General features: G+C 59.7%; 22 protein-coding genes and 1 pseudogene. 5 read left to right on the top strand and 18 right to left on the bottom strand.

From position 1 onward, the window contains the following. Position 1 precedes the first annotated feature (1 nt). The 15 genes and pseudogenes from O3W47_RS22780 to O3W47_RS22710 all read right to left on the bottom strand — a co-directional run bounded on the left by O3W47_RS22780 (position 2) and on the right by O3W47_RS22710 (position 15195). On the bottom strand, positions 2-712 hold the full coding sequence (locus O3W47_RS22780; RefSeq protein ID WP_269314636.1) for a GntR family transcriptional regulator: 711 nt from the start codon (positions 710-712) through the stop codon (positions 2-4). Positions 713-875: 163 nt separating this feature from the next. Next, complete coding sequence (gene lpxB / locus O3W47_RS22775) at positions 876-2060, bottom strand: lipid-A-disaccharide synthase (protein WP_269314635.1); 1185 nt, start codon at positions 2058-2060, stop codon at positions 876-878. A gap of 4 nt (positions 2061-2064) precedes the next feature. Beyond that, a pseudogene (locus O3W47_RS22770) lies at positions 2065-2936 on the bottom strand (LpxI family protein). A 3-nt stretch (positions 2937-2939) separates the two neighbouring features. Further along, entirely contained in the window at positions 2940-3755 is an 816-nt protein-coding gene (gene lpxA / locus O3W47_RS22765; protein WP_080817118.1) for an acyl-ACP--UDP-N-acetylglucosamine O-acyltransferase, read from the bottom strand. Beyond that, positions 3752-4219 carry a 3-hydroxyacyl-ACP dehydratase FabZ gene (gene fabZ, locus O3W47_RS22760; RefSeq protein ID WP_003521400.1) on the bottom strand — a complete coding sequence of 156 codons (468 nt, stop codon included), beginning with the start codon at positions 4217-4219 and terminating at the stop codon, positions 3752-3754. The genes lpxA and fabZ overlap by 4 nt, the downstream gene beginning before the upstream one ends. Beyond that, on the bottom strand, positions 4212-5279 hold the full coding sequence (lpxD, locus tag O3W47_RS22755; RefSeq protein WP_003521402.1) for a UDP-3-O-(3-hydroxymyristoyl)glucosamine N-acyltransferase: 1068 nt from the start codon (positions 5277-5279) through the stop codon (positions 4212-4214). The genes fabZ and lpxD overlap by 8 nt, the downstream gene beginning before the upstream one ends. Before the next feature lie 49 nt (positions 5280-5328). Beyond that, positions 5329-7653 (bottom strand): outer membrane protein assembly factor BamA, encoded by a 2325-nt coding sequence (gene bamA / locus O3W47_RS22750; protein WP_080817119.1) that lies wholly within the window; start codon positions 7651-7653, stop codon positions 5329-5331. Between the two features lie 199 nt (positions 7654-7852). Then, positions 7853-8974, bottom strand: coding sequence for an RIP metalloprotease RseP (gene rseP / locus O3W47_RS22745; protein WP_269314879.1), 1122 nt, complete (start codon positions 8972-8974; stop codon positions 7853-7855). Between the two features lie 49 nt (positions 8975-9023). Continuing rightward, on the bottom strand, positions 9024-9857 hold the full coding sequence (locus tag O3W47_RS22740; RefSeq protein ID WP_269314634.1) for a phosphatidate cytidylyltransferase: 834 nt from the start codon (positions 9855-9857) through the stop codon (positions 9024-9026). Further along, entirely contained in the window at positions 9857-10600 is a 744-nt protein-coding gene (locus O3W47_RS22735; protein ID WP_127756093.1) for an isoprenyl transferase, read from the bottom strand. Before O3W47_RS22735 ends, O3W47_RS22740 begins: the two co-directional genes overlap by 1 nt. 65 nt (positions 10601-10665) lie before the next feature. After that, on the bottom strand, positions 10666-11223 hold the full coding sequence (frr, locus tag O3W47_RS22730; RefSeq protein ID WP_003521407.1) for a ribosome recycling factor: 558 nt from the start codon (positions 11221-11223) through the stop codon (positions 10666-10668). 63 nt (positions 11224-11286) lie between these two features. Beyond that, positions 11287-12009: a UMP kinase gene (gene pyrH, locus O3W47_RS22725; protein WP_003502561.1), complete on the bottom strand. Its 723-nt coding sequence runs from the start codon at positions 12007-12009 to the stop codon at positions 11287-11289. A gap of 97 nt (positions 12010-12106) precedes the next feature. After that, the gene (gene tsf / locus O3W47_RS22720; protein WP_003521408.1) at positions 12107-13033 is read right to left on the bottom strand and encodes a translation elongation factor Ts; all 927 of its coding nucleotides are present in this window, start codon (positions 13031-13033) and stop codon (positions 12107-12109) included. A 359-nt stretch (positions 13034-13392) separates the two neighbouring features. Further along, positions 13393-14160 (bottom strand): 30S ribosomal protein S2, encoded by a 768-nt coding sequence (gene rpsB, locus O3W47_RS22715; protein ID WP_003496241.1) that lies wholly within the window; start codon positions 14158-14160, stop codon positions 13393-13395. A gap of 192 nt (positions 14161-14352) precedes the next feature. Then, positions 14353-15195 carry a cell envelope integrity EipB family protein gene (locus O3W47_RS22710; RefSeq protein WP_080817122.1) on the bottom strand — a complete coding sequence of 281 codons (843 nt, stop codon included), beginning with the start codon at positions 15193-15195 and terminating at the stop codon, positions 14353-14355. Positions 15196-15311: 116 nt separating this feature from the next. On the opposite strand from O3W47_RS22710, the gene O3W47_RS22705 reads away from it, so the two are divergent. Genes O3W47_RS22705 through O3W47_RS22690 form a run of 4 tightly spaced genes read left to right on the top strand, consistent with a single transcriptional unit; the run spans position 15312 to position 18163 of the window. After that, the gene (locus tag O3W47_RS22705) at positions 15312-15782 is read left to right on the top strand and encodes a RidA family protein (RefSeq protein WP_269314633.1); all 471 of its coding nucleotides are present in this window, start codon (positions 15312-15314) and stop codon (positions 15780-15782) included. Continuing rightward, positions 15779-16519: a glycerophosphodiester phosphodiesterase gene (locus O3W47_RS22700; protein ID WP_269314632.1), complete on the top strand. Its 741-nt coding sequence runs from the start codon at positions 15779-15781 to the stop codon at positions 16517-16519. Before O3W47_RS22705 ends, O3W47_RS22700 begins: the two co-directional genes overlap by 4 nt. Next, positions 16516-17709 (top strand): GNAT family N-acetyltransferase, encoded by a 1194-nt coding sequence (locus O3W47_RS22695; protein ID WP_080817124.1) that lies wholly within the window; start codon positions 16516-16518, stop codon positions 17707-17709. Before O3W47_RS22700 ends, O3W47_RS22695 begins: the two co-directional genes overlap by 4 nt. Before the next feature lie 22 nt (positions 17710-17731). After that, on the top strand, positions 17732-18163 hold the full coding sequence (locus O3W47_RS22690) for an HIT family protein (protein WP_080818737.1): 432 nt from the start codon (positions 17732-17734) through the stop codon (positions 18161-18163). A 177-nt stretch (positions 18164-18340) separates the two neighbouring features. Here O3W47_RS22690 and O3W47_RS22685 read toward each other — a convergent pair whose 3' ends face one another. After that, positions 18341-19192 carry an urea carboxylase-associated family protein gene (locus O3W47_RS22685; protein WP_137452015.1) on the bottom strand — a complete coding sequence of 284 codons (852 nt, stop codon included), beginning with the start codon at positions 19190-19192 and terminating at the stop codon, positions 18341-18343. A gap of 110 nt (positions 19193-19302) precedes the next feature. Here O3W47_RS22685 and O3W47_RS22680 point away from each other — a divergent pair, with 110 nt between their 5' ends. After that, positions 19303-20166 carry a LysR substrate-binding domain-containing protein gene (locus tag O3W47_RS22680; protein ID WP_269314631.1) on the top strand — a complete coding sequence of 288 codons (864 nt, stop codon included), beginning with the start codon at positions 19303-19305 and terminating at the stop codon, positions 20164-20166. 16 nt (positions 20167-20182) lie between these two features. On the opposite strand, the gene O3W47_RS22675 is transcribed toward O3W47_RS22680, so the two are convergent. Next, entirely contained in the window at positions 20183-20527 is a 345-nt protein-coding gene (locus O3W47_RS22675; RefSeq protein WP_164865316.1) for an AzlD domain-containing protein, read from the bottom strand. After that, complete coding sequence (locus O3W47_RS22670) at positions 20524-21282, bottom strand: AzlC family ABC transporter permease (RefSeq protein ID WP_003521418.1); 759 nt, start codon at positions 21280-21282, stop codon at positions 20524-20526. The genes O3W47_RS22675 and O3W47_RS22670 overlap by 4 nt, the downstream gene beginning before the upstream one ends. Positions 21283-21405: the final 123 nt, after the last annotated feature.

Raw genomic sequence — 21405 nt, 5'->3', positions numbered from 1 at the left:
ATTACTCCTTGGGGCTTGAGGAAAGAGGCTGAAGTGAAAGGGAATTGCGAAGCTCGTAGAGCGGGTCCGGCCTGCGGGTGAGATCGAGACCGGTTTCGACTTCGTCGAGATGGCGGATGGCGAGTTCGGCGGCGCCATGGAAGTCGGCCGCCTTGATCGCGTCGAAGATGCGGCAATGTCCGTCATGCGATTGCTGCGCATGGAAATCGGACTGATAGAGCATGGAGATGAGGATGGTTCTGGCTGTCAGGTCGCGCAGTGTTTCGACGATGATGTCGTTGCCGGCGATTTCAGCGATGCGAATGTGGAAGTCGCCCATCAGGCAGGTCAGGCGCTGGCGGTCTCCTTTGGCAATCGCCGCCTTCTCCTCATCGAGATGATCAGCGAGGATGGCGATACCTTCGGCGCTGACGCCGGAAAGATTGCGCAGGAGGCCATATTCGATGATGCGCCGCGCCTCATAGACTTTGATGGATTCTTCGGCGGAAGGTTCCACCACGAACCAGCCCCGGCGCGGGCTGACGGTGACGATACCGCGCGTCTCCAGCCGCATCATCGCTTCGCGAATGCGCGTGCGCGACACGTTGAAAAGGCTGGCGAGCTGGTTCTCGCTGAGGCGGGTTCCCGGACGAATGCGCGCGGAAAGGATGCCGGAGATGATGGCGTCTTCCACCGCGCTCTGGGCGCTTTCGGATGTATGGCTATCTTGCATACAAGATTGAAAGCAAGAGGTGTGCCAGACGGAAATTTATGGGCCGGGAGCCGTCTGACGGTCGGCTCTTTGCCGCGCTAACGATCAAATGCAGTAAAATCGCGCCCTCGCCTGCCTGCATCGGCAGCAGGACGGCAGCTCGTGGGAGAGAGGGCTTATATGATTATTGCGATGGACGAGCTTTGCTCTTCAGGACATCCAGAAGAATGCGCGCACCGGTTTCGCCCGGAGGCACATCCGTATGCAAACGCTGCTGCACGAGCGCATAACCTTCGAGCATCGCCTGCCGCTCAATGGTATCGGAAGACAGACGCTCGGCCCAGCGCAGCATCGAACCTGCCCTTACCACCTCATTGAAATATTCCGGCACGACGGCGTAATCGGCAATCAGGTTCGGCAGCGCGCCGGTCCAGGTCTTCACGCGCTTGCTCAGCATGGTGAAAATCCAGTCGGTCTTGTAGACCGAGATCGTCGGTACGCCCGCTAGTGCGAGTTCCAGAATGACCGTGCCGGAAGCGGCGATGGCCGCATCGGCTTCAGCAAAGGCATTCCATTTGAAAGCGGAATCGATACCGATTTCGGGCCTGATGTCCTCCGGCCATGACGCCGCCAGTTCGCGGATGCGTTTTTCCTGACGCGGCACGGTGGGCAACAGGAACCGCGTCGGACCGTTGCGCTCCACAAAAGCTCTCGCCGCCGCCTGAAACGGCTCCATCAGCCGCGTCGTTTCAGTGGAGCGCGACCCTGGCAGGAGGAGAATGGACTTCGGTTCGCCATCCGCCGGCAGAGAACGTTCCGCCCGCTTTTGACGTACCGCCAGCACCTCGGGATCGACGCTGAGGCGATGACCGACAAAGGTGGTCGGCGGGCCGCCGAGACGGCGCATGGCTTCCGGCTCGAAGGGCAGCAGAGCCAGCACGTGATCGACATAGGAGAGCATCGCGGTAGCGCGATATTCCTTCCAGGCCCAGACGCTGGGGCAGACGTAATTGACGACCGGCAGATGCGGCAATTGCCGCCGGACTTTTTTCGCAACGCGATGGGTGAAATCCGGGCTGTCGATGATCAGCAGAATATCGGGCTTTGCGGCGGCGATTGCCTGAGCGGTCTGGTTGATCCGCGCAATGAGCTTCGGCAGTTTTTTCAGAACCTGCGTGAAGCCCATGATGGAGAGTTCGGAATAGTCGAACAGGGAAACAAGTCCCTGCGCTTCCAGCGCCTCGCCGCCGACACCAACCAGCTCGACGGGCCCCGTATATCGGGCCTTGAGCGAGCGGATCAAATCCGCACCCAGAAGATCGCCGGATACTTCCCCGGCTATGACCGCCACTTTTAATGCCGCTGTCATCCGATCAAGTCTCCCCCATCATGTCTCCAGTGAGTGACGTATCGATGCCGCAGACGAATATGCCCGCCTCATCGGCCGCTTTCAACATCGCCTCGCGATCGAGCACCAGCGCCCGCCCGGCTTCGACGGCGATACCCGCCAGCCCGGCCTTTCGCGCATTCTCCACCGTTTCCACACCGATTGTCGGCAGGTCGGCGCGTACATCCTGCTGCGGCTTGCACAGCTTTACGAGCACCCCCTGCGGCGCGGGGATATCCGTCCTTCGGCGCGCAATGCCGCGACGCGCGCCAGCATGGCATCCGTGCCCTCGACGCCTTCCAGCGCGACGATACGGCCGCCGACGGCGACGGCGCCCTGCCCCACATCGAGCTTGCCGAGTGCAAGTGCTGCCTCAGCCGCCTTGCGTATATCGCGCAGATCATCCTCGGCAGGTTTTTGCGCACCGAAGGGGCCTATCGCGGCCAGCAGGCCGGGGGCGATCTCATGAGCGCCGATGACTTTTGCGCCAAGCGTGCCGATGATCTTGATGACCATCTGCAGAACGGCGTCGTCGCCGCTCGACAGCAGCGTCCTGACAATCGAAGGCAATTTGAGCAGGATGCCGACTGTAGGGCGGATCTCGCGCCATTCCGGCCGCCGCGCCACGGCGCCGGACAGCACGACGCGGTCCACCTGATTTTCACGCAGCAGACGACCAAGCCCGGCAACATCGCCGACACTGATGACAGCATTGTCGAAACCGCTCCAGTCGAAACGGGAATCATCGCGCAGGCGCACGATGAAAGGGTTCTCGCCCATCTCACGGGCGGCGGCCGCCACATAAAGCGGCAGCTGGCCGCTGCCGGCCACAATGGCGAGACGCCCGCCGCCTGTCACGGCTCACTTGCCCCGGTTGGGCGAAGAGATCGCGCGGTCGGTGCCTGCGCCGATGAAATCGATGATTTCGAGCGCCTGCGGGCAATCCAGATAGTCGTTACGGTCGATTGCCGCCGCATTGCCGCGGATCGTACCTTCGGCCTCGAAAATCGCCTTGTAGACGCGTCTGACCTTGTGGATATCGGCACGCTCGATGCCGGCCCGGGTCATGCCGACGACGTTCAGGCCGCCGAGGATGCCGGGATTGCCATTCAGCATGCCATAGGGAATGACATCGTAATTGACCGCCGAAAGTCCGCCGATGAAGGCCTGGCGGCCGATGCGGGTGAACTGGTGCACGGCACAGCCGCCGCCGAGAATAGCGCGGTCCTCAATGGTGACATGGCCCGCCAGCATCACATTGTTGGACAGGACGATGTGGCTGCCGAGGCGGCAATCATGCGCCACATGCGAATTGGCGAGGAAGAGATTATCGTCACCGATAATGGTCTTGCTGCTGCCATCGGAACTGCCGGCGTTCATCGTCACGCCTTCACGCATGATGCAGCGCTCACCGATCTCGAGGGTCGTTTCCGAACCGTCGTGGCGAATTGCCTGCGGCGTGCCGCCGATGACCGCCATGGGATGGACGACCGAACCACGGCCGATCACGGTCAGGCCGGAAACAACGGCGTGATTGTGCAGCTGGACATCGTCATGCAGCGTGACTTTCGCGCCAACATAGCTCAGCGCACCGATGACGACATTTTCACCGATCACCGCACCGTCTTCGATCACGGCGCTCGGATGAATTCTGGCCGAGGCGGCAATCGTGCTCATTGCTGATCCTCGGGGATCATCATGGCGCCGACATCGGCCTCCGCCACCAGCGCGCCGTCCACCTTCGCTTCGCAATGGAATTTAAAGACATTGCCGCGCTGGCGCTGCTTGACGACATGGATTTCCAGACGATCGCCGGGAATCACGGGTTTGCGGAACCGCGCATTGTCGATTGTCATGAAGTAAACCAGGTGACCGCCCTCACCCTGGCTGCGAGCGCAGATTGCGCCTGCCGTCTGGGCCATGGCCTCGACGATCAGAACGCCCGGCATGATCGGCCGGTCCGGAAAGTGACCGGTGAAATGCGGTTCATTGACCGTCACGTTCTTGATGCCAATCGCCGAGTTGTTACCGTCGATCTCGATGATCTTGTCGATCAGCAGGAATGGGTAACGATGCGGCAGAAGCTTCATGACTTCCAGAATGTCAGCCGCGCCCAGCGCCGTCTTCGTTTCTTCAGTCATTGTTTTTCTCTCCTGTTTTTTTATCACGCCCTTCAGCGCGTGCCAGAATTTCGGCCATGTCGCGCAGGAAATATTTCATCGGACGCGCGGGCGTGCCGCCATAACGGGCGCCCGCCGGCACGTCCGCCACAACGCCGCTCATCGCCGCGATCTGTACGCCGTCGCCAATGTTGATATGGCCATTGATGCCGGCCGCGCCGCCAATCATCACACCGTCGCCGATGCGGGTGCTGCCCGCAATGCCGACCTTGCTGACGATGCCGCAATGGCGGCCGATGCGGACGTTGTGGCCGATCTGGACCTGATTGTCGATCTTGGTGCCTTCGCCGATGACCGTGTCATCCATGGTGCCGCGATCGATCGTGGTGTTCGCGCCAATCTCGACATTGTCCTGAATGATGACCCGGCCGATCTGCACGATCTTCAGCATGCCGCGCGGACCGGGCGCATAACCGAAACCGTCCTGACCGATGCGCGCGCCGTTATGGATAATCACATTATTGCCGATGAGGGCTGCAAGAACGCTTGCGCCGCCGGCAATGGTGCAATCGCGCCCGATCTGCACGTCCTGCCCGATGATGACGCCGGGACCGATCCGAGTGCCCGCGCCGATATGGGCGCCAGCTCCAATCACGGCAAGAGACTCGACGATGACGCCCGCCTCCAGCTTCGCGGATGGATCGACATGCGCAGCATGGGAAATTTCAGCTTCCATACGCGCAATCGGACCAGGCCGCATGGCGGAAGGATGCAGCAAGGCACCAACCTGCGCAAAAAGCGTGTGCGGGTTTTTCGATATCAGCGCAGGGGTGTGAGACGGAAGCATGTCTACAAGTGCGGCGTCACAAATGACGGCGCCAGCATCGCAGGTCTGCAGCTCATCGCGGTTCTTGCGCGAAAGAATATAGCAGAGCTGATCGGGTTTTGCCCGGTAGACCGGCGCAACGGACCGAATGATCCGCTCTCCCGCCGCGTCATCAGACAGTTCCGCCCCAAAACGGTCTGCGATATCTTTCAATCGCAGTCCCTCGTGGGGCGGAAAAAAGGCGTTGTATTCCATCAGCCGGAAACTCCAGAACGTTCAAAGTTGCAGTTCTGGACTGCCGATATCAGAAAGTGTTGGACATGCCAAACCGGAAACGCTGTTCCTCGTCGTAGTCTTCCTTGGCGAAAGGCACGGCGTAGTCGACGCGGATCGGACCGAAGGGCGACGCCCACATCACGCCGACACCGGCGGATGCGCGAATGGAGTTGTCGTCCTTCACACCTGCACTGTTGGCAACCTTGTTGCCATAGAGCGTGCCGGCATCCACGAAGCCAGCGAGACGCAGGCCGAAATCTTCCGGAACGCCAGGCATCGGGGCCGAGACTTCAGCAGAAGCGGCAAAATAGGTCGTGCCGCCGATGGAGTCGGAACCGATGCGCGGACCGATACCATCGTTCTTGAAGCCGCGAACCTGACGGCCGCCGAACTTGAACTGATCGAAGACGAGCAGATTGTCACCCGTCGGCACCACGTGACCAGCCTGACCGGTGAGCGAACCGATGACATCGTATTCGTCAGACAGCGTGTAGAAGAAACGAGCCTTGGCGTAGATCTTGTAATATTCGGAATCGCCGCCGAGACCTGCAAATTCGTTCGTCAGAGCAGCCTGCCAGCCTTCGCGCGGCATGTTGCGGTCATCGAGCGTATTGTAGTTCAGCGTGTTCGAAATGATGGACTGCGTCCAGTCACCGCCACGGATCAAGTCCTTGTAGGGCGCAGCAAGGTTGCTGCCGGTTTCCCAGTCGCCCTCACCGTCATAATTGAGCTGCTTGTAGGTGTACTTGAACGTCGTCGAGAGGTCCTCGGTGATCGGCGCGGTCACGCGCAGCGAGAAGCCCTGCTCGTCGTAGTCATAATAGTCTTCGCTGCGGCTCTGGCTCTTGAACAGGTCGAAACCTGCGGCAAGACGGTAGCCGAGGAAATAGGGTTCCGTGAAGGACAGCGTATAGCTGCGCGCATCATCTTCACCCGCACCGGCGGCGAGACGGATGTACTGGCCGCGACCAAGGAAGTTCTTTTCTTCGATGGAGGCTTCGAGCAGCACACCGTCGTTCTGCGAATAGCCGGCACCGATACCGAACGAACCCGTCGACTGATCTTCCACGTCGACAACGATGACGACGCGGTCGGGCGCGCTGCCGCCCGCGGTCGAAATATTGACCTTCGAGAAATAGCCGAGCGCTTCGAGACGGCGCTTTGCAGCCGTGATGACCGTCTGATTGAACGCATCGCCTTCGGAAATATCGAACTCGCGACGAATGACATAGTCACGCGTACGGGTGTTGCCGCGGATTTCGATACGCTCGACATAGGCGCGCTCGCCCTGGTCGACGATATAGGTCACACCGATCGTGTTGCCAGCCATGTCGCGGTCGCCGCGCGGCGTTACGCGGGCAAAGGGATAACCTTCGCCGGCCACGCGCTTGGAAATCGCTTCCATGCTCTGCTGAACTTCCTTGGCGCTGTAGCTTCCGCCCTGATGGGTTTCCACGAGGCCCTGCAGTTCCGAACCGTCGACGCCCGGAACGGTCGATTCGACCGCGACGTTGCCGAAGTTGTAACGCTGACCTTCATCGACCGTGATGGAGATGGTGTATTCGTTCTTGGACTCGTCCAGCACAGCCTCGGAGGACACGACACGGAAGTCGGCATAACCGCGGTTGTAGTAGAACTGGCGCAGCGCCTCTTCGTCGGCGCGCAGCTTGTCCTCGTTGTAGACGTCCTTACGCGTCAGGAACGACAGCATGTTGGACTTCTTGGTATTGATAACGGCGGCCAGACGGCCATCGCTATAGGCATTGTTGCCGACGAAATCGATACGGCCGATCTTCGTGCGCTCGCCTTCATTGATGACGAAAGCAATGTTCACACGGCCCTGACCGACGGAAACGGTCTGCGTGGTGACTTCAACATCGCTACGGCCGATGGCGGCGTAAGCTTCCTTGATGCGGGCGATATCCGCCGTCACGATGGCCTGATTGAACGGGCCGAGGGACTGGGTCTGCACGACGCCGGCGAGCTTGTCGTCCTTGATCTTGCGGTTACCGTTGAAGACCACCTGGTTGACGAGCTGGTTCTCATTGACGGTCACGACCAGCGTGCTGCCGGAAACGCGCATGGAAACATTCGAGAAGTAACCGGTGGCGTAAAGACGCTTCACCGATTCATCGATGTCCGAATTGGAAAAGTTCTTACCCGGCGCAATGGTGATGTTGGAACGCACGGAGTCCGCACCAGACCGGTCGGCCCCGCGAACATCGATCCTGCTGATGACGGCCGCATTTGCAGCGCCAGCAGAGGCAAGCACGCCAAGGCCCGCAACCGAAGCAACACCGGCAGACAGAGCAACCGCCGACACAGCGTTCAAAAATCTTGAACCAGCCTTCATTTCAATTCTTACCTTTTTACGTTGTCCCTCAGCGGGCGGAACCCGACTCCGGCCATGTGCGTCGTTTTACCTGCTTTTCCCCTACAAGCAAGCGCGAACGTTAAATTCTGTTTACTTCGTGCTCCAGAGTGGCTCATTCGCCACTTCGGCATAAAAACAAGGTAAACAAATAACTAACAAAACCGTTAAAACACAATCCTCAGCCGATCAAGCTGCTGATATCATTCCATGTTGCAAAAACCATAAGACCCAAAATCATCATCATCCCGATACGGAACGCGACTTCCTGCGCGCCCGCGCCGAGCGGCCTGCCGCGAATGGCCTCGATGGCGTAGAACACCAGATGCCCGCCGTCCAGAACCGGCACAGGCATCAGGTTCAAAAGACCGATGGAGACGGAAAGAACGGCGGCAAGCTGGATAACGGCGGAAATGCCGAGCGTCGCCATCTGGCCGGAAGCCTGCGCCACACGCACCGGACCGCCAAGCTGATCGGCATTCATGCGCCCTGTCACGAGATTGCCGATATAGTTGAATGTGCCGGTGATGACGTGACCCGTTTCGCGCACGCCTTCGACCAGCGCCTCGGACAGCGAATATTCGATATGGCGGAAATTGCCGCTGGTCTGGTCGGTGACGATGCCGATAATGCCCATTTCCAGCTTGTTGCCGAACTGGTCTGTGGTTTCGGTGCGGGTCGGGACCATCGGCAGCTTCAGCTCCTCGCCCGCCCTTTCGACCGTCACCGTGATCGGCGTGCCCGGCCGGATGCCGACGTACCGGCGGACATCCTCGAAGGTCATCACTTTTTCGCCATCGATCGCGATGAGCCGGTCGCCGGGCTGCACGCCCGCGGCGGCAGCCGCGCTGTTTTCACGGACTTCCGCCACGACCGGATCAGCGATCATCCGGCCGTAGATGCCGAAGAGCACCGCGAAGATGAGAATGGCGAGAATGAAATTGGCGATCGGGCCCGCGGCAACCGTGGCCGCTCTTTTCCACAGCTTTGCGCCGGAAAGCGTCTGCGCCCTCTCCTCCAGCGACATATGCGACAGGCCGGAACTATCCGGCTTGCTCGCCGCATCCTCATCGCCGAAGAACTTGACGTAACCGCCGAGCGGGATCGCCGAAATCTTCCATCGCGTGCCGCGTTTGTCGGTGAAACCGATCAGCTCCGGGCCGAAACCGATTGAAAATGCGGTGGAGCGGATGCCGCACCAGCGACCGACCAGATAATGGCCCATTTCATGGACAAAAACGAGCAGCGACAGCACCAGGATGAAGGGCACGATATAGCCGGTCAGAAAGCCGGTCGCCGCCATTACTGTGTTCATGACAATCTGCCCTTTGTGTCGTGACCTTTCGCGCCGCTCAGAAACCCGGCAACAGACCGCCGCCCGATCCGGGCACGTCGCCGGTTGCCGCCGCATGCACGAAAGCAATGAGGAATACCGTAAAGCAGGCGAAAACAAGACCGTCGACACGGTCCATGAAGCCGCCATGGCCCGGAATGAGATGACTGGAATCCTTGACCTGGAAACGCCGTTTCACGAAGGATTCGAAGAGATCGCCGATCTGGCTGAACACCGAAAGGATCAGGGCGAGCCCCAGCACCAGCACGCTGATCCTGCCGTGATAGGCCATGGACACGACGCCGCCGCCGATCACCGCCGCCACCGCCCCGCCGATCGCGCCGGACCAGGTCTTGCCGGGCGAGATCGAAGGCGCAAGCTTCGGCCCGCCAATGGCGCGTCCGACGAAATAGGCGAGAATATCCGTCGACCAGACGACGGCGAAGATAAACAGGATGGACACGAAGCCCGTCAGCTCGTCGCCACGGATGGCCGCCAGCGATATGCCGCTCAGCCCCGCATAAAAAATGCCGCCCACCAGCCACCAGTTCCTGCCGCGCAAAATCGGAAACAGCGCCGCCGTCAGCGTAAAGCCGGATAAGAGCGGCAGATCGAGCGAGGATTCGCCGAATATCGTGTTGCCGGCGATGACGGCGACCGCGAACCAGCCCCAGGCATTGCCGGTCGAATTGGTCTCCGACAGCCGGGTAATCGTCGACCATTCATAATAGATAAGGATCGCCAGAAGGCCCGCGACGATGCGGAACAGAATGCCGCCATACCAGGTCGCGGCCAGAATGACCGCCGCCATGACGATTGCGGACACGATCCGCAGTCTGAGTTCACGGCTCATCAGGCGCCTGCCACGGCAACCTGCTCGGTGAGTGCACCGAAGCGGCGGTCACGCGTTGCATATTGCTCGATTGCGGAGAAGAATCGCTGGCGGTCGAAGTCCGGCCAATATTCGGGAACGAACAGGAACTCGGAATAAGCGGCCTGCCAAAGCAGGAAGTTCGACAGGCGCTCTTCGCCGCTGGTGCGGATGATGAGATCCGGATCGGGCATACCCGACGTGTCGAGTCTGGCCGAAATCATCTCCGGCGTAATGGATTCGGCATTAATCCTGCCGTCGGCGACATCGCGCGCAATCGCCGCTGTCGCACGCGCAATCTCGTCGCGGCTTCCGTAGTTGAAGGCGATCACCAGCGTCAGCTTGGTATTGTCCGCCGTCATCTGCTCCGCCTCTTCGAGGAGAGAGCGTATGTCATGCTTCAACCCCTGCCGGTCGCCGATGATCCGCACGCGGACATTTTCGCGGTGCAGTTCCGCAAGATCGCGCCGGATGAAGGCTTTCAAAAGCCCCATCAGATCGCTCACCTCGGATTCGGGTCTGCGCCAGTTTTCCGACGAGAAGGCAAAGAGCGTGAGATAGCGTATTCCGCAATCGCCGGCCGCGCGCACGGTCTCGCGCACGGCCTCCACACCGCGGCGATGCCCCATCACGCGCGGAAGACCGCGCTGCTTTGCCCAGCGTCCATTGCCATCCATGATGATGGCGACGTGCTCGGGTATGGAGGAACGTGTCGTCGTCGGCATATCGATCCAGTAACAGGGCAGCGCGGAATTAAAACGAATAAAATACAGGTCTATCGCGAACGATATCAGACCTGCATGATTTCCTTTTCCTTCTCGGCAAGCAAGCGGTCAATTTCCGAAATCGTGTCATCGGTCATTTTCTGAACCTTTTCCGACTGTCCACGGCTTTCGTCCTGACCGATGTCACCGTCCTTTTCGGCTTTTTTCAGACCATCCATGCCATCGCGACGCACATGGCGAATCGCCACCTTGGACTTTTCGGCGTAATCATGGGCGACCTTGACGAGCGATTTGCGGCGCTCCTCGTTGAGCTCAGGCAGCGGGATACGCAGGTTCTGGCCGTCGACGATGGGGTTGAGGCCGAGATTGGATTCGCGGATCGCACGGTCGACGGCGTTGACCATCGACTTGTCCCAGATGTTGACGCCGAGCATGCGCGGCTCCGGAACGGTGATATTCGCAACCTGGTTCAGCGGAACGCGCGAGCCATAAGCCTCGATGGTCACCGGATCGAGAATATTGGCCGAAGCGCGGCCGGTGCGCAGCGATGCGATATCGCTCTTGAATGCATTGATGGCGCCGTCCATACGGCGCTTGATATCGTTGAGGTCAACACCACTCATCTTGATACTCCATCTTGTCGGCCAGGCCGGCCGTAATCGCCCCTTGAGGCGGCATCGTTTTGATTATTTGTCGTGCACGATGGTCTTGCGGCCGCCGCCGGTCAATATCTGCGCAAAACCGCCCTTCTCGTGGATCGAGAAAACAATGATCGGAATGTGGTTTTCGCGGGCAAGCGCAACGGCGGCGATATCCATGACCGCCAGTCCCTTGCCGAGCACTTCGCTGTGGGTCAATTCGTCGAAACGGGTCGCCGTCGGGTCCTTCTTCGGGTCGGCGGAATAGATGCCGTCCACCTGCGTGCCCTTGAAGATCGCTTCTGCGCCCATTTCCGCAGCGCGCAAGGCCGCGGCAGAATCAGTGGTGAAGAAGGGGTTGCCGGTGCCGCCGGCGAAAATCACCACACGCCCCTGCGCGAGATGATGGAGCGCCGCACGCTGCGAGAAGCTCTCACAGATTTCAGGCATGGCGATTGCGGACAGAACGACGGTATCGATGCTGAGCTTGCGCAGCGAGGTTGCGAGCGCCAGCGCGTTGATGACGGTCGCCAGCATGCCCATATGGTCGCCGGTAACGCGGTCGCCGCCCTTGGAGGCCACGGCAACGCCGCGGAAAATATTGCCGCCGCCGACGACAACGCCGACTTCGACGCCCATCGCCCTCGCCTCGGCGATATCGGAGGCAATGCGGTCAGCCACCGCCACATCGATACCGAAACCCTGATCGCCCATGAGGGCTTCGCCGGAAGCCTTGAGAAGAACGCGTTTGTAGATCGGCTTGGAAGACATCATGACTCCTCGGAAATGTAACCGAAACGCGGATACACGAAGGGCACCGCGTTGTCACGCGATGCCCTCCCGTTTTCCCAAGATTGGGTAAATATAATCAGCCCTTGGCGACAGCTGCGACTTCGGCTGCGAAATCGCTTTCTTCCTTCTCGACGCCATCGCCGAGCAGCAGGCGAACCATGCCCGTCACTTCGATGGAAGCGCCGGCTTCCTTTTCGGCTTCCTTGACGGCAGCGCCGACGGTCAGGTCCGGGTTGATGACGAAAGCCTGCGACAGAAGGGCGACTTCTTCGAAGAACTTGCGCATACGGCCATCAACCATCTTTTCGATGATGGCTTCCGGCTTGCCGGATTCGCGGGCCTGTTCGATGAAGACGTTGCGCTCGCGCTCGGCAACGGCGGCGTCGACTTCTTCAGCGCGGATGGCGAGCGGGTTGGTCGCAGCGATGTGCATGGCAACCTGGCGGCCGATGGAGTTCAGAACGGCCTTGTCGCCTTCCGACTTCAGGGCAACGAGAACGCCGAGCTTGCCGATGCCGTCGCCGGCGGCGTTGTGGATGTAGGTCGCAACAACGCCGTGCGGAACTTCGAGCGCTGCCGAGCGGCGGAGCGTCATGTTCTCACCGATGGTGGCAATCGCGTCCTTGATGCTGTCGGCAACGGACTTGCCGGTTGCCGGATAGGTGGCAGCGGAAACAGCGTCAACGGTGCCGTTGGTAGTGAGGGCAACCTGGGCGATACCGCGGATGAGGTCCTGGAACGCATCGTTACGGGCAACGAAGTCGGTTTCGGAGTTCAGCTCAACGACGACAGCCTTGTGACCCATGGTGGCAACGCCGACCAGACCTTCGGCAGCCGTGCGGCCAGACTTCTTGTCGGCCTTTGCGATGCCCTTGGCGCGCAGCCAGTCGATCGCCGCTTCCATGTCGCCATTGGTCTCAGCAAGAGCCTTCTTGCAGTCCATCATGCCTGCGCCAGACTTTTCGCGCAGTTCCTTCACCATTGCGGCTGTGATTTCGGTCATTGTTTGCCTCTTATCGGTTCGATCGGTCAGCCGGCGGAATTTGCCGTGCCGAAGTTCTGGGTGATGACTGTACCCGGCCGCACACCCTTTGAAACCGGAGAGGATTTCAGGAAAGGGGCATGCGCATTCCCAAGTGCTGCGGCGTCTCCATGCATCGAAATGATGGGTGCCGCCGAAGTGTGACAGCGTTATGAAGACTGCCTTCCGTTTCAACCGCATCGGACGCCAGCGATTTCATAAAAACGTGGCGGAGCGCTTGAAACGAACAAGGCCGTCAACCCATTGAAGGTCTTTGACGGCCTTGTCATATCCTGGTCGAGGAGACGGCGACAAGAAATCGCCGCCAGACAGGGCCTAAATCAGGCGCCAGCCTCGTCTTCGAGAGCGGGCTCGATCGGAGCTTCTTCCGAAGCGCCGATGTCGCGGCCGGAAGCGCCCTGCTGACGGGCGATACCGTCGATGGCAGCGCGGGCGATCAGGTCGCAGTAAAGCGAGATGGCGCGCGAAGCATCGTCGTTACCCGGGATCGGGTAGTCGATGTGGTCCGGGTCGCAGTTGCTGTCGATGATCGCAACGACCGGAATGCCAAGACGCTTGGCTTCTTCGATCGCGATCTTTTCCTTGTTGGTGTCAATGATGAACATCAGATCCGGAACGCCGCCCATATCGCGGATACCGCCGAGAGCCTTTTCAAGCTTTTCGCGCTCGCGCTCGAGATTCAGGCGTTCCTTCTTGGAGTAGCCGGAAGCTTCCGAGTTCAGAATCTCATCGACCTTGCGCAGGCGCTGGATCGAGTTGGAGATGGTCTTCCAGTTGGTCATCATGCCGCCGAGCCAGCGGGAGTTGACGTAGTACTGGGCCGAACGCTTTGCGCTGTCGGCGATGATTTCGGACGCCTGACGCTTGGTGCCGACGAACAGAACGCGGCCGCCGCGAGCAACGGTGTCGGACACGACCTGAAGGGCGCGCGACAGCATCGGAACGGTCTGGGCCAGGTCGATGATGTGGATGTTGTTACGGTCGCCGAAGATGTACGGCTTCATCTTCGGGTTCCAGCGGTGCGTCTGGTGGCCGAAGTGAACACCAGCTTCCAGAAGCTGGCGCATAGAAAAATCGGGCAATGCCATGCCTTGTTACTCCTTTTCCGGTTTAACCCCCGCGAAGCGAACAGCACCGATTTCCATCGATACCACCGGGCGGAACGGACCGGATTTCTCCCGGAACATCCCAAGCTTCGCGTGTGGAATGGTGAGCCGCTTACAGTCGCCTGCGCAAAAATGCAAGCGATTATGCGAAAAAACCGCAGAAACCGCCGCGTTTCAGCGGACTGGCTTGTTTTCGCAGGTTTCGGGCTTGAGAATATCAAGCTTCGCAAGCTTTCCCGTCAGGACGAAATCGCCGTAATCCATCGTCAGATCGCGGGTGATTCCGTTTTCGTAGAGCTTGAACGACATGCGGTAGATCGGCAGCGCGTCCGTGCCGGTCTTGTCGTTGTAATAGGCGATCGTTACCGGCCAGAATGCCGCCTTGGCGAAATCACCCGCCTTGCCGGCGTCGGCATCTCCATCCTTCGGCATCTGCGACTTGCCGACGAGGGTGGAGGTGATCAGGCTTTCATCGCCGTCATCAGAACCGTCGAATATCCGGGATTCGAAGATGCGCTTTCCCTGTTTCGCATGTTCGATGACCTGGAACATGTGCTGCGTCGGGAATTCGCTGGCGACGAGACTGACCTGGCGGGCATCCGGGCGGGTCAGATCGACCTTCACGCCATCGGTGCCGTCGGTCGCAGCGCCCTGCACTTCCTTGTCCAGCTTGTCGTCGGTGTAGGACTTGGTTTCGAAGGTGAATTTCTTGGCCGTCAGATCCTCGAAGGTCGTGGTCTGCTGGTCGGTCATGCGCACCGCATCGCCGGTGTTGATCTGCGTCACGAAACGGAAATCCGTCTTGTAGCCCTGACAGGCCGAGCCGGTGAACTCATAGACCATGCGGCCCGTCATGCCCTCGATGCCGGATCGATCGGACGCATCCTTGAGTTCGAGATCGTAGACGGCGCGGTGGGCGACGAGATCGGGAACCGTGACCGGCAAGGCATTGGCAGCGTTTGACAGGCCGGTCATAAGCCCTGTTGCGGCAACGAAACCAAGCGTCCTGACAAACATGCAATATCTCCTGTTGGACTCGCCGCTCATATTGTACAAGCAACCGCCCGGCTTTTGGATCAACATCTTCTGAATGCCGGATTCTTGAAGGATTTACAACAAAACCGGAGACGAAAATGTCGGACGTCATCGAAGGCCGCCTCAAGGAACTTGGCTTTACGCTCCCCGTAGCCGCAGCACCAGCCGCAAACTACGTTCCATTCACCATCAGCGGCAATCTGCTTTATGTATCGGGTCAACTGCCGATGGAATCGGGCAAGATTGCGGTGACGGGCCTCGTTGGCCGCGATGTCGACGTGCCAGGCGCCCAGCGCGCGGCCGAACTTTGCGCCGTCAACATTCTCGCACAGGTCAAGGCCGCTTTGAATGGCGATCTCTCGAAAATCCGCCGTGTCATCAAGCTGAATGGCTTTGTTGCCTCCGTTCCGGAGTTCGTGGAACAGCACCTCGTCATCAACGGCGCCTCCAATCTTCTCGCCAATGTTCTCGGTGATGCCGGCAAACATGCCCGCGCCGCCGTCGGCATGGCCTGCCTGCCCTTCAATGCCGCCGTCGAAATCGACGCCATCGTGGAAATCGACGTATGACGCTGAAACTCTCCTGGCTGACGGCTCAGCCCGTCGCCCATCGCGGTTATCACGATCTCAATAAGGCGGTCTGGGAAAACACGCTTTCCGCCTTTTCCCGTGCCATCGAAGCCGGTTTCGCCATCGAATGCGACGTGCAGCTGGCCGCCGACAGCGTGCCGGTGATCTTTCACGACGACGACATGGCCCGCCTGACCGGCATCAAGGGCGATGTGCGCGAACGCACATCAGCCGAGCTCTCGCTTCTTGCCGTCGGCCAGACCGGGGACCGGGTCCCTCCCCTCAAGCAGCTTCTCACGCTCTGCGCCGGCAAGGTGCCGCTGGTCATCGAGCTGAAAGGCCGCGCCGATGAAGGCTTCGACGACGGTTTTGCCGAGGCGGTGCTGGAAGACCTCGAAGGCTATAAGGGCCATGTGGCGCTGATGAGCTTCGACCACCATCTGCTGAAGGATTTGAAGGCGGCCGGCTCGCCCTGGCCGCTGGGTCTTACTGCCGAGGGCGACAAGCCGGAAGACTTCTTCAAACATGACGAAGCGATGCAGATGGGTCTCGATTTTATCTCCTATCATTGGGGTCATCTGCCCAACAGCTTCATCGAGGCGCAAAGAAAACTCGGGCTTCCGGTGATTACCTGGACAGTCAGGGATGAAAATGCGCGCGAGACTACCTATAAATATGCGGACCAGATGACATTCGAAGGTTTCGACCCGAGAGAGAACCCGTCCGCCACGGCATGACAGAAGACTATTCCATCAGCATTGCGCAATCCTTCAGGGATATCGATCCGGAAAGCTGGAAACGGCTTTCCGGAACCTCGCGCAATACGTCAGGAAAAATCTACAACCCCTTTATTTCCCATGAATTTTTATCATCCATGGAAGAATCGGGATCGGCGACAGCTAAAACCGGGTGGCTCGGGCACCATCTGCTTCTCGAAAACGCCTCCGGTGCTCTCGTCGGCGCAGTGCCGGCCTATCTGAAGAACCACAGCAAGGGCGAATATGTCTTCGACCACGGCTGGGCGGATGCTTTCGAACGGGCCGGCGGTCATTATTATCCGAAACTGCAATGTTCGGTTCCTTTCACGCCGGCAACCGGACCACGGTTGCTCGTCTGCGAAAACGAGGACGAGACACGTTTCAAAACGCTCCTGGCCTCCGGTCTCGCGCAGGTGACGGAAAAGATCGGCGTCTCTTCGGCACATGTCACATTTCTGGAAGAAAACGATCTCTCCGCCCTTCTGCCCCGCGATTTCCTGCACAGGACCGATCAGCAGTTCCACTTCATCAATGACGGTTATCGCGACCACGATGATTTTCTTGACGCCCTTTCCTCGCGCAAGCGCAAGGGGCTGAAGAAAGAACGCCGTGCCGCGCTGGAAAACGGCATCGAGATCGACTGGCTGACCGGAAGCGACCTGACCGAGGATATCTGGGACCAGTTCTTCGCCTTCTACATGGATACCGGCAGCCGCAAATGGGGCCGACCTTATCTGACGCGGGAATTTTATTCGCTGATCGGCGAGCGCATGGCCGATGACGTGCTGCTGGTGATGGCGAAACGCGAGGGGCGCTATATTGCCGGTGCGATCAATTTCATCGGCTCGGATGCGCTTTATGGCCGCCACTGGGGCTGCATCGAGGATCATCCCTTTCTGCATTTCGAAGTCTGCTATCATCAGGCGATCGATTTCGCGCTTTCCAGGGGATTGAAACGGGTGGAAGCCGGCGCCCAGGGCGAACACAAGCTGGCGCGCGGTTATGTGCCGGTCACCACCCATTCGGCGCATTTCATCGTCCATCCGGGCCTGCGCCGCGCCATTGCCGATTATCTTCAGCGCGAGCGCGAGGAAGTCGAGCATATCGGCGATTATCTTGATGAACACACGCCCTTCCGCAAGGGCGAGAGACAGGAACCGGACGTATAGTCCGCCATGAGGAGAGACTACGATGACGGCCAGCGCCTATGACGACAACAATATCTTCGCAAAAATCCTGCGCGGCGAAATTCCGAGCCACAGGCTTTATGAGGACGAGCACACGCTTGCTTTCATGGATGTGATGCCGCAGGCCCCCGGCCATCTGCTCGTGGTTCCCAAGACCGGCTCCCGCAACCTGCTCGATGCCGACCCGGAAGTGCTGGCGAGGACCATTCCCGTGGTGCAGAAACTCGCCGTGGCGGCCAAGGAAGCCTTCGATGCCGATGGCGTCTTCATCGCGCAGTTCAACGAGCCGGCGGCTGGCCAGACCGTTTTCCACCTGCATTTCCACGTCATTCCGCGCAAGGAAGGTGAGCCGCTGAAGCCGCATTCCGGCGTGATGGCCGATGGCGAGGTGTTGAAGGCCCATGCGGAGAAGATAAAGGCCGCACTTGCTTCGTGATGGTTGCGTAGCAGGCGCGTATCCTGCAAAGCCGTAGCACATCTCCACGCAATCACCCCGGACTTGGTCCGGGGTCCAGTGCAATCAAGTCATTGATCGCGAGAGAGTCATCTTACGGCACAGACGGGCCGTGGCTGGATGCCGGATCCAGTCCGGCATAACGAAAATGGTGTTTTTTCACTCCACAGGCCGATACGCATTCCGTTCCGGCCAAGGCCAGCTTTCAAGCACCGCCATATCGGGCCGGAATATTTCCACCTTCAGCGGATAACAGGCCGCCGTATCGCTCGAATGCGTGGCGCTGCAGTCACCGCCCGGGCAGGCGGAAAGCGCGCCGATAAGATCGATCTCGGCAAAAAGCTCCAGATAATCACCCGGCCGCACCGGGCTCGCCTTCATGAAATATTGGTGTGTGTCGCGGGTGAAACCCGTGCACATGAAGACGTTGAGGACGTCATGCACATGCGGCTCCGCCTGCCGGAATGACAGGCTCTTGGCGGAGGCCAGCGCATTGGTCAGATTGGAATGGCAGCAATGGTGGTAGTCGCCGCCACTCAGGAGCTTGTTGGTGTAGGGATCGCAGCGTGTACCGATCACGTCATGCACACCGCCGCCGTCTTCGTCGAAGCCATACCATGACAGCGTGTCGTGCGTGATCGTCGCCATCGGCCGCAGGGACGGCAGGTTGCTCCACAGCCGGTTGCCGACCGAAACATGGGTGGCGTGCAGGGCGCGAGTCTTGCCGCTGAAAAACCGCTCGGTCAGATCATTGGCGTTCCAGAGGTTCAGGTCTCCGACCTGCGGACCTTCAACGCTTACGATGCGAAAGAAATGCCCCTTCGGCACATGAAAGGTGCGGCCGTCACGCGGCGGCACGATGACCTCATCGATCTTTTCCATGCTTCGTTTGGCTTCTTCCAGACGCGCGAGGTTTGGCATTTCAAGCGTCCCGTTCGGATAAACGACAACAGGACGGATGGCGCGGCGTTCAGCGGCGTCGACGGGTTCGGCGGCGGGCATGGGGGTCATGAAATCCTCGGGCAATCAAAATCTCGAGGCGAAATTGCGCCATGTGTGCCCACCTGACAAGACGGGTTTTTCTTGCGCTCAGGCCAAGTCTTACTTACCCTTGAGACACCATGAAATTACCGCCGCTCACCACCCTCCGCGCATTCGAAGCCGCAGCCAGAAGAACGAGTTTTTCTCTGGCTGCACAGGAACTCGGCATGACGGCAACTGCCGTCAGCCAGCATGTGCGCAATCTGGAGGCCTGGCTCGGTGTGGCGCTGTTCGAGCGGTATGCGAGGGGTGTGAGGCTTACCCCGGCCGGAAAGGAATTCGGCACGACGGTTTCGACCGCCCTACGGCAGATCGCTTCTGGCGCCGTCCGGATCCGTCAGGGCCATGACCGCATGACCGTTCGCCTTGCCAGCCTGCCCTCGGTCGTGGCGTATTTTCTGACGCCCCGTCTGCCTCGTTTTCGGGCGCTTTACCCCGATATACAGGTATCCATCAGCTATTCCGGCGCGCATCACGCAATACCGGCCGATCTCACAATAGGACATGGCATCGCCTCCGGGGAAAATGCGGTCGCGCTTTTCAGCGCAGAGACACGGCCGACATGCGCGCCGGGCTATGTCGCTAAATTCGGTCCTTTCGACAATGTTGGCAGCCTGTTACGAGCGGAATTGCTGCATGACGACACCGAGGCGGCCTGGCAGAACTGGTTCGCAGCCGGGGGAATATCCCTGCCCGATAACGCCGGTCCGGTTTTCGCGGATTTCAATCTGCTCGTGACCGCTCTCAAAGCCGGTCAAGGCATCGGCCTCTGCCCGACAGCGCTTCTTCACGACGAGATCGCCGCTGGTCAACTGACCGTGCTCTTCGATCGGGCGGCCGATACGGAGAAATATTACTGGCTGACGGAAGCCGAAGAGATGACCGCACCGGCTAGACTTCTTGCGGATTGGCTTGTTGCGGAAGCCCGAGAGAGCGATCTCTGACTCGAATAAATCAATCTCAGAAACCGAGCGCGAACAACCCACCCGCCAGAAGCAGGATCGGCACCGCCACGCCGACGATGACCCGCTGGCCTGCCATCAGAAAAGCGATGAAACCGAGTGCGGCAGCGCCGATGCGCAGCCAGAGAGGTGAGGCTTCGAGCGTTCCGGTTGGAAAGACGATGAGCTTGGCGGTGACGGCCATGACGAGTGCGGTGGCGACTGCCCTTACCCAGTGCAGCGCTTCGGAATCCTCCTTCAGGCGGTTGCCGGCAAGAACACCGAGCCAGCGCCAGAGATCGGTCGCCAGCCAGCCGGCAATCGCGATGAAGAGATAGGGCGCCCACCAGTTTTCGGTCATCATGGCTCGCTCTCCGGTGAAACGGGTTTGATCCTGCGGCGGAACACGAGGCGGTCAATCACATATGCTAGAGTGCCTCCGCCGATCCCGGCATAGAGAATATCGAATTCCGGTGCGATGACCGCGAAGGCAGGCCCGGCGATGACGCCGATGACGAAGGCGACCTTGACGACGGAATGGCGGGCCGAAGCCCAGATCGATGCCACGAAATAGACCGGCGTGAGAAAAAACAGCACGCCGGCGACGAGCGGCGGAAAGGCAGCAACAACGCCGTAACACAGGCCGACGATGATGGCATTGACCACGGTGAGCGTCATGCCAAAACCGGCAAACCAGGCGGCGCGGGCTTCACGCGGCACCCTGGAGAGATTCTGCGTGGCAAAGACCCAGGCGGTGATTGCGACGAAATGCGAGAGGAACAGCAAAATCCATGTCGGCGTCTTCGCGCCGCGCATTTCCGGAACGATGGAGGCGACCATCGGCATCATCCGGACCGACGACAGCGTCACCGCCAGAAAGCAGGCGGCAAGATTGGCGCCGCCGACCATGGAGCCGATCAGGATCATCTTGGCCGGCAGGGCCCAGATCATCAGCGTCATGAACACGGCTTCGCCGCGCGCGACACCCGATTCCAGCGCGAAGGCGCTGAAACCGACGAAAGATGTCATCAGAATGAGCGAGGGCAGCGAGAATATGCCCCGCATTCCCCGGAAAAACCAGCCGCTCAGGGGGATGGTATCGCTGTCGGCAGTCTGCATTGCTGACCCACTTGTGCATGTCACCCGAAACTGTGCCGCGGCTCCGGGATAACGTCATGCATAAAACAAAAAATGAAACGCGCCGCAGGTATCAGGAAAAACGCGACGCGCTTCATACATGAA

The sequence above is a fragment of the Agrobacterium sp. LMR679 genome, assembly GCF_027157905.1.
Taxonomy (GTDB): Bacteria; Pseudomonadota; Alphaproteobacteria; order Rhizobiales; family Rhizobiaceae; genus Agrobacterium; species Agrobacterium leguminum.
Note: the sequence above shows the minus strand (reverse complement) of the source record. Positions and strands in the feature narration are given on the sequence as shown.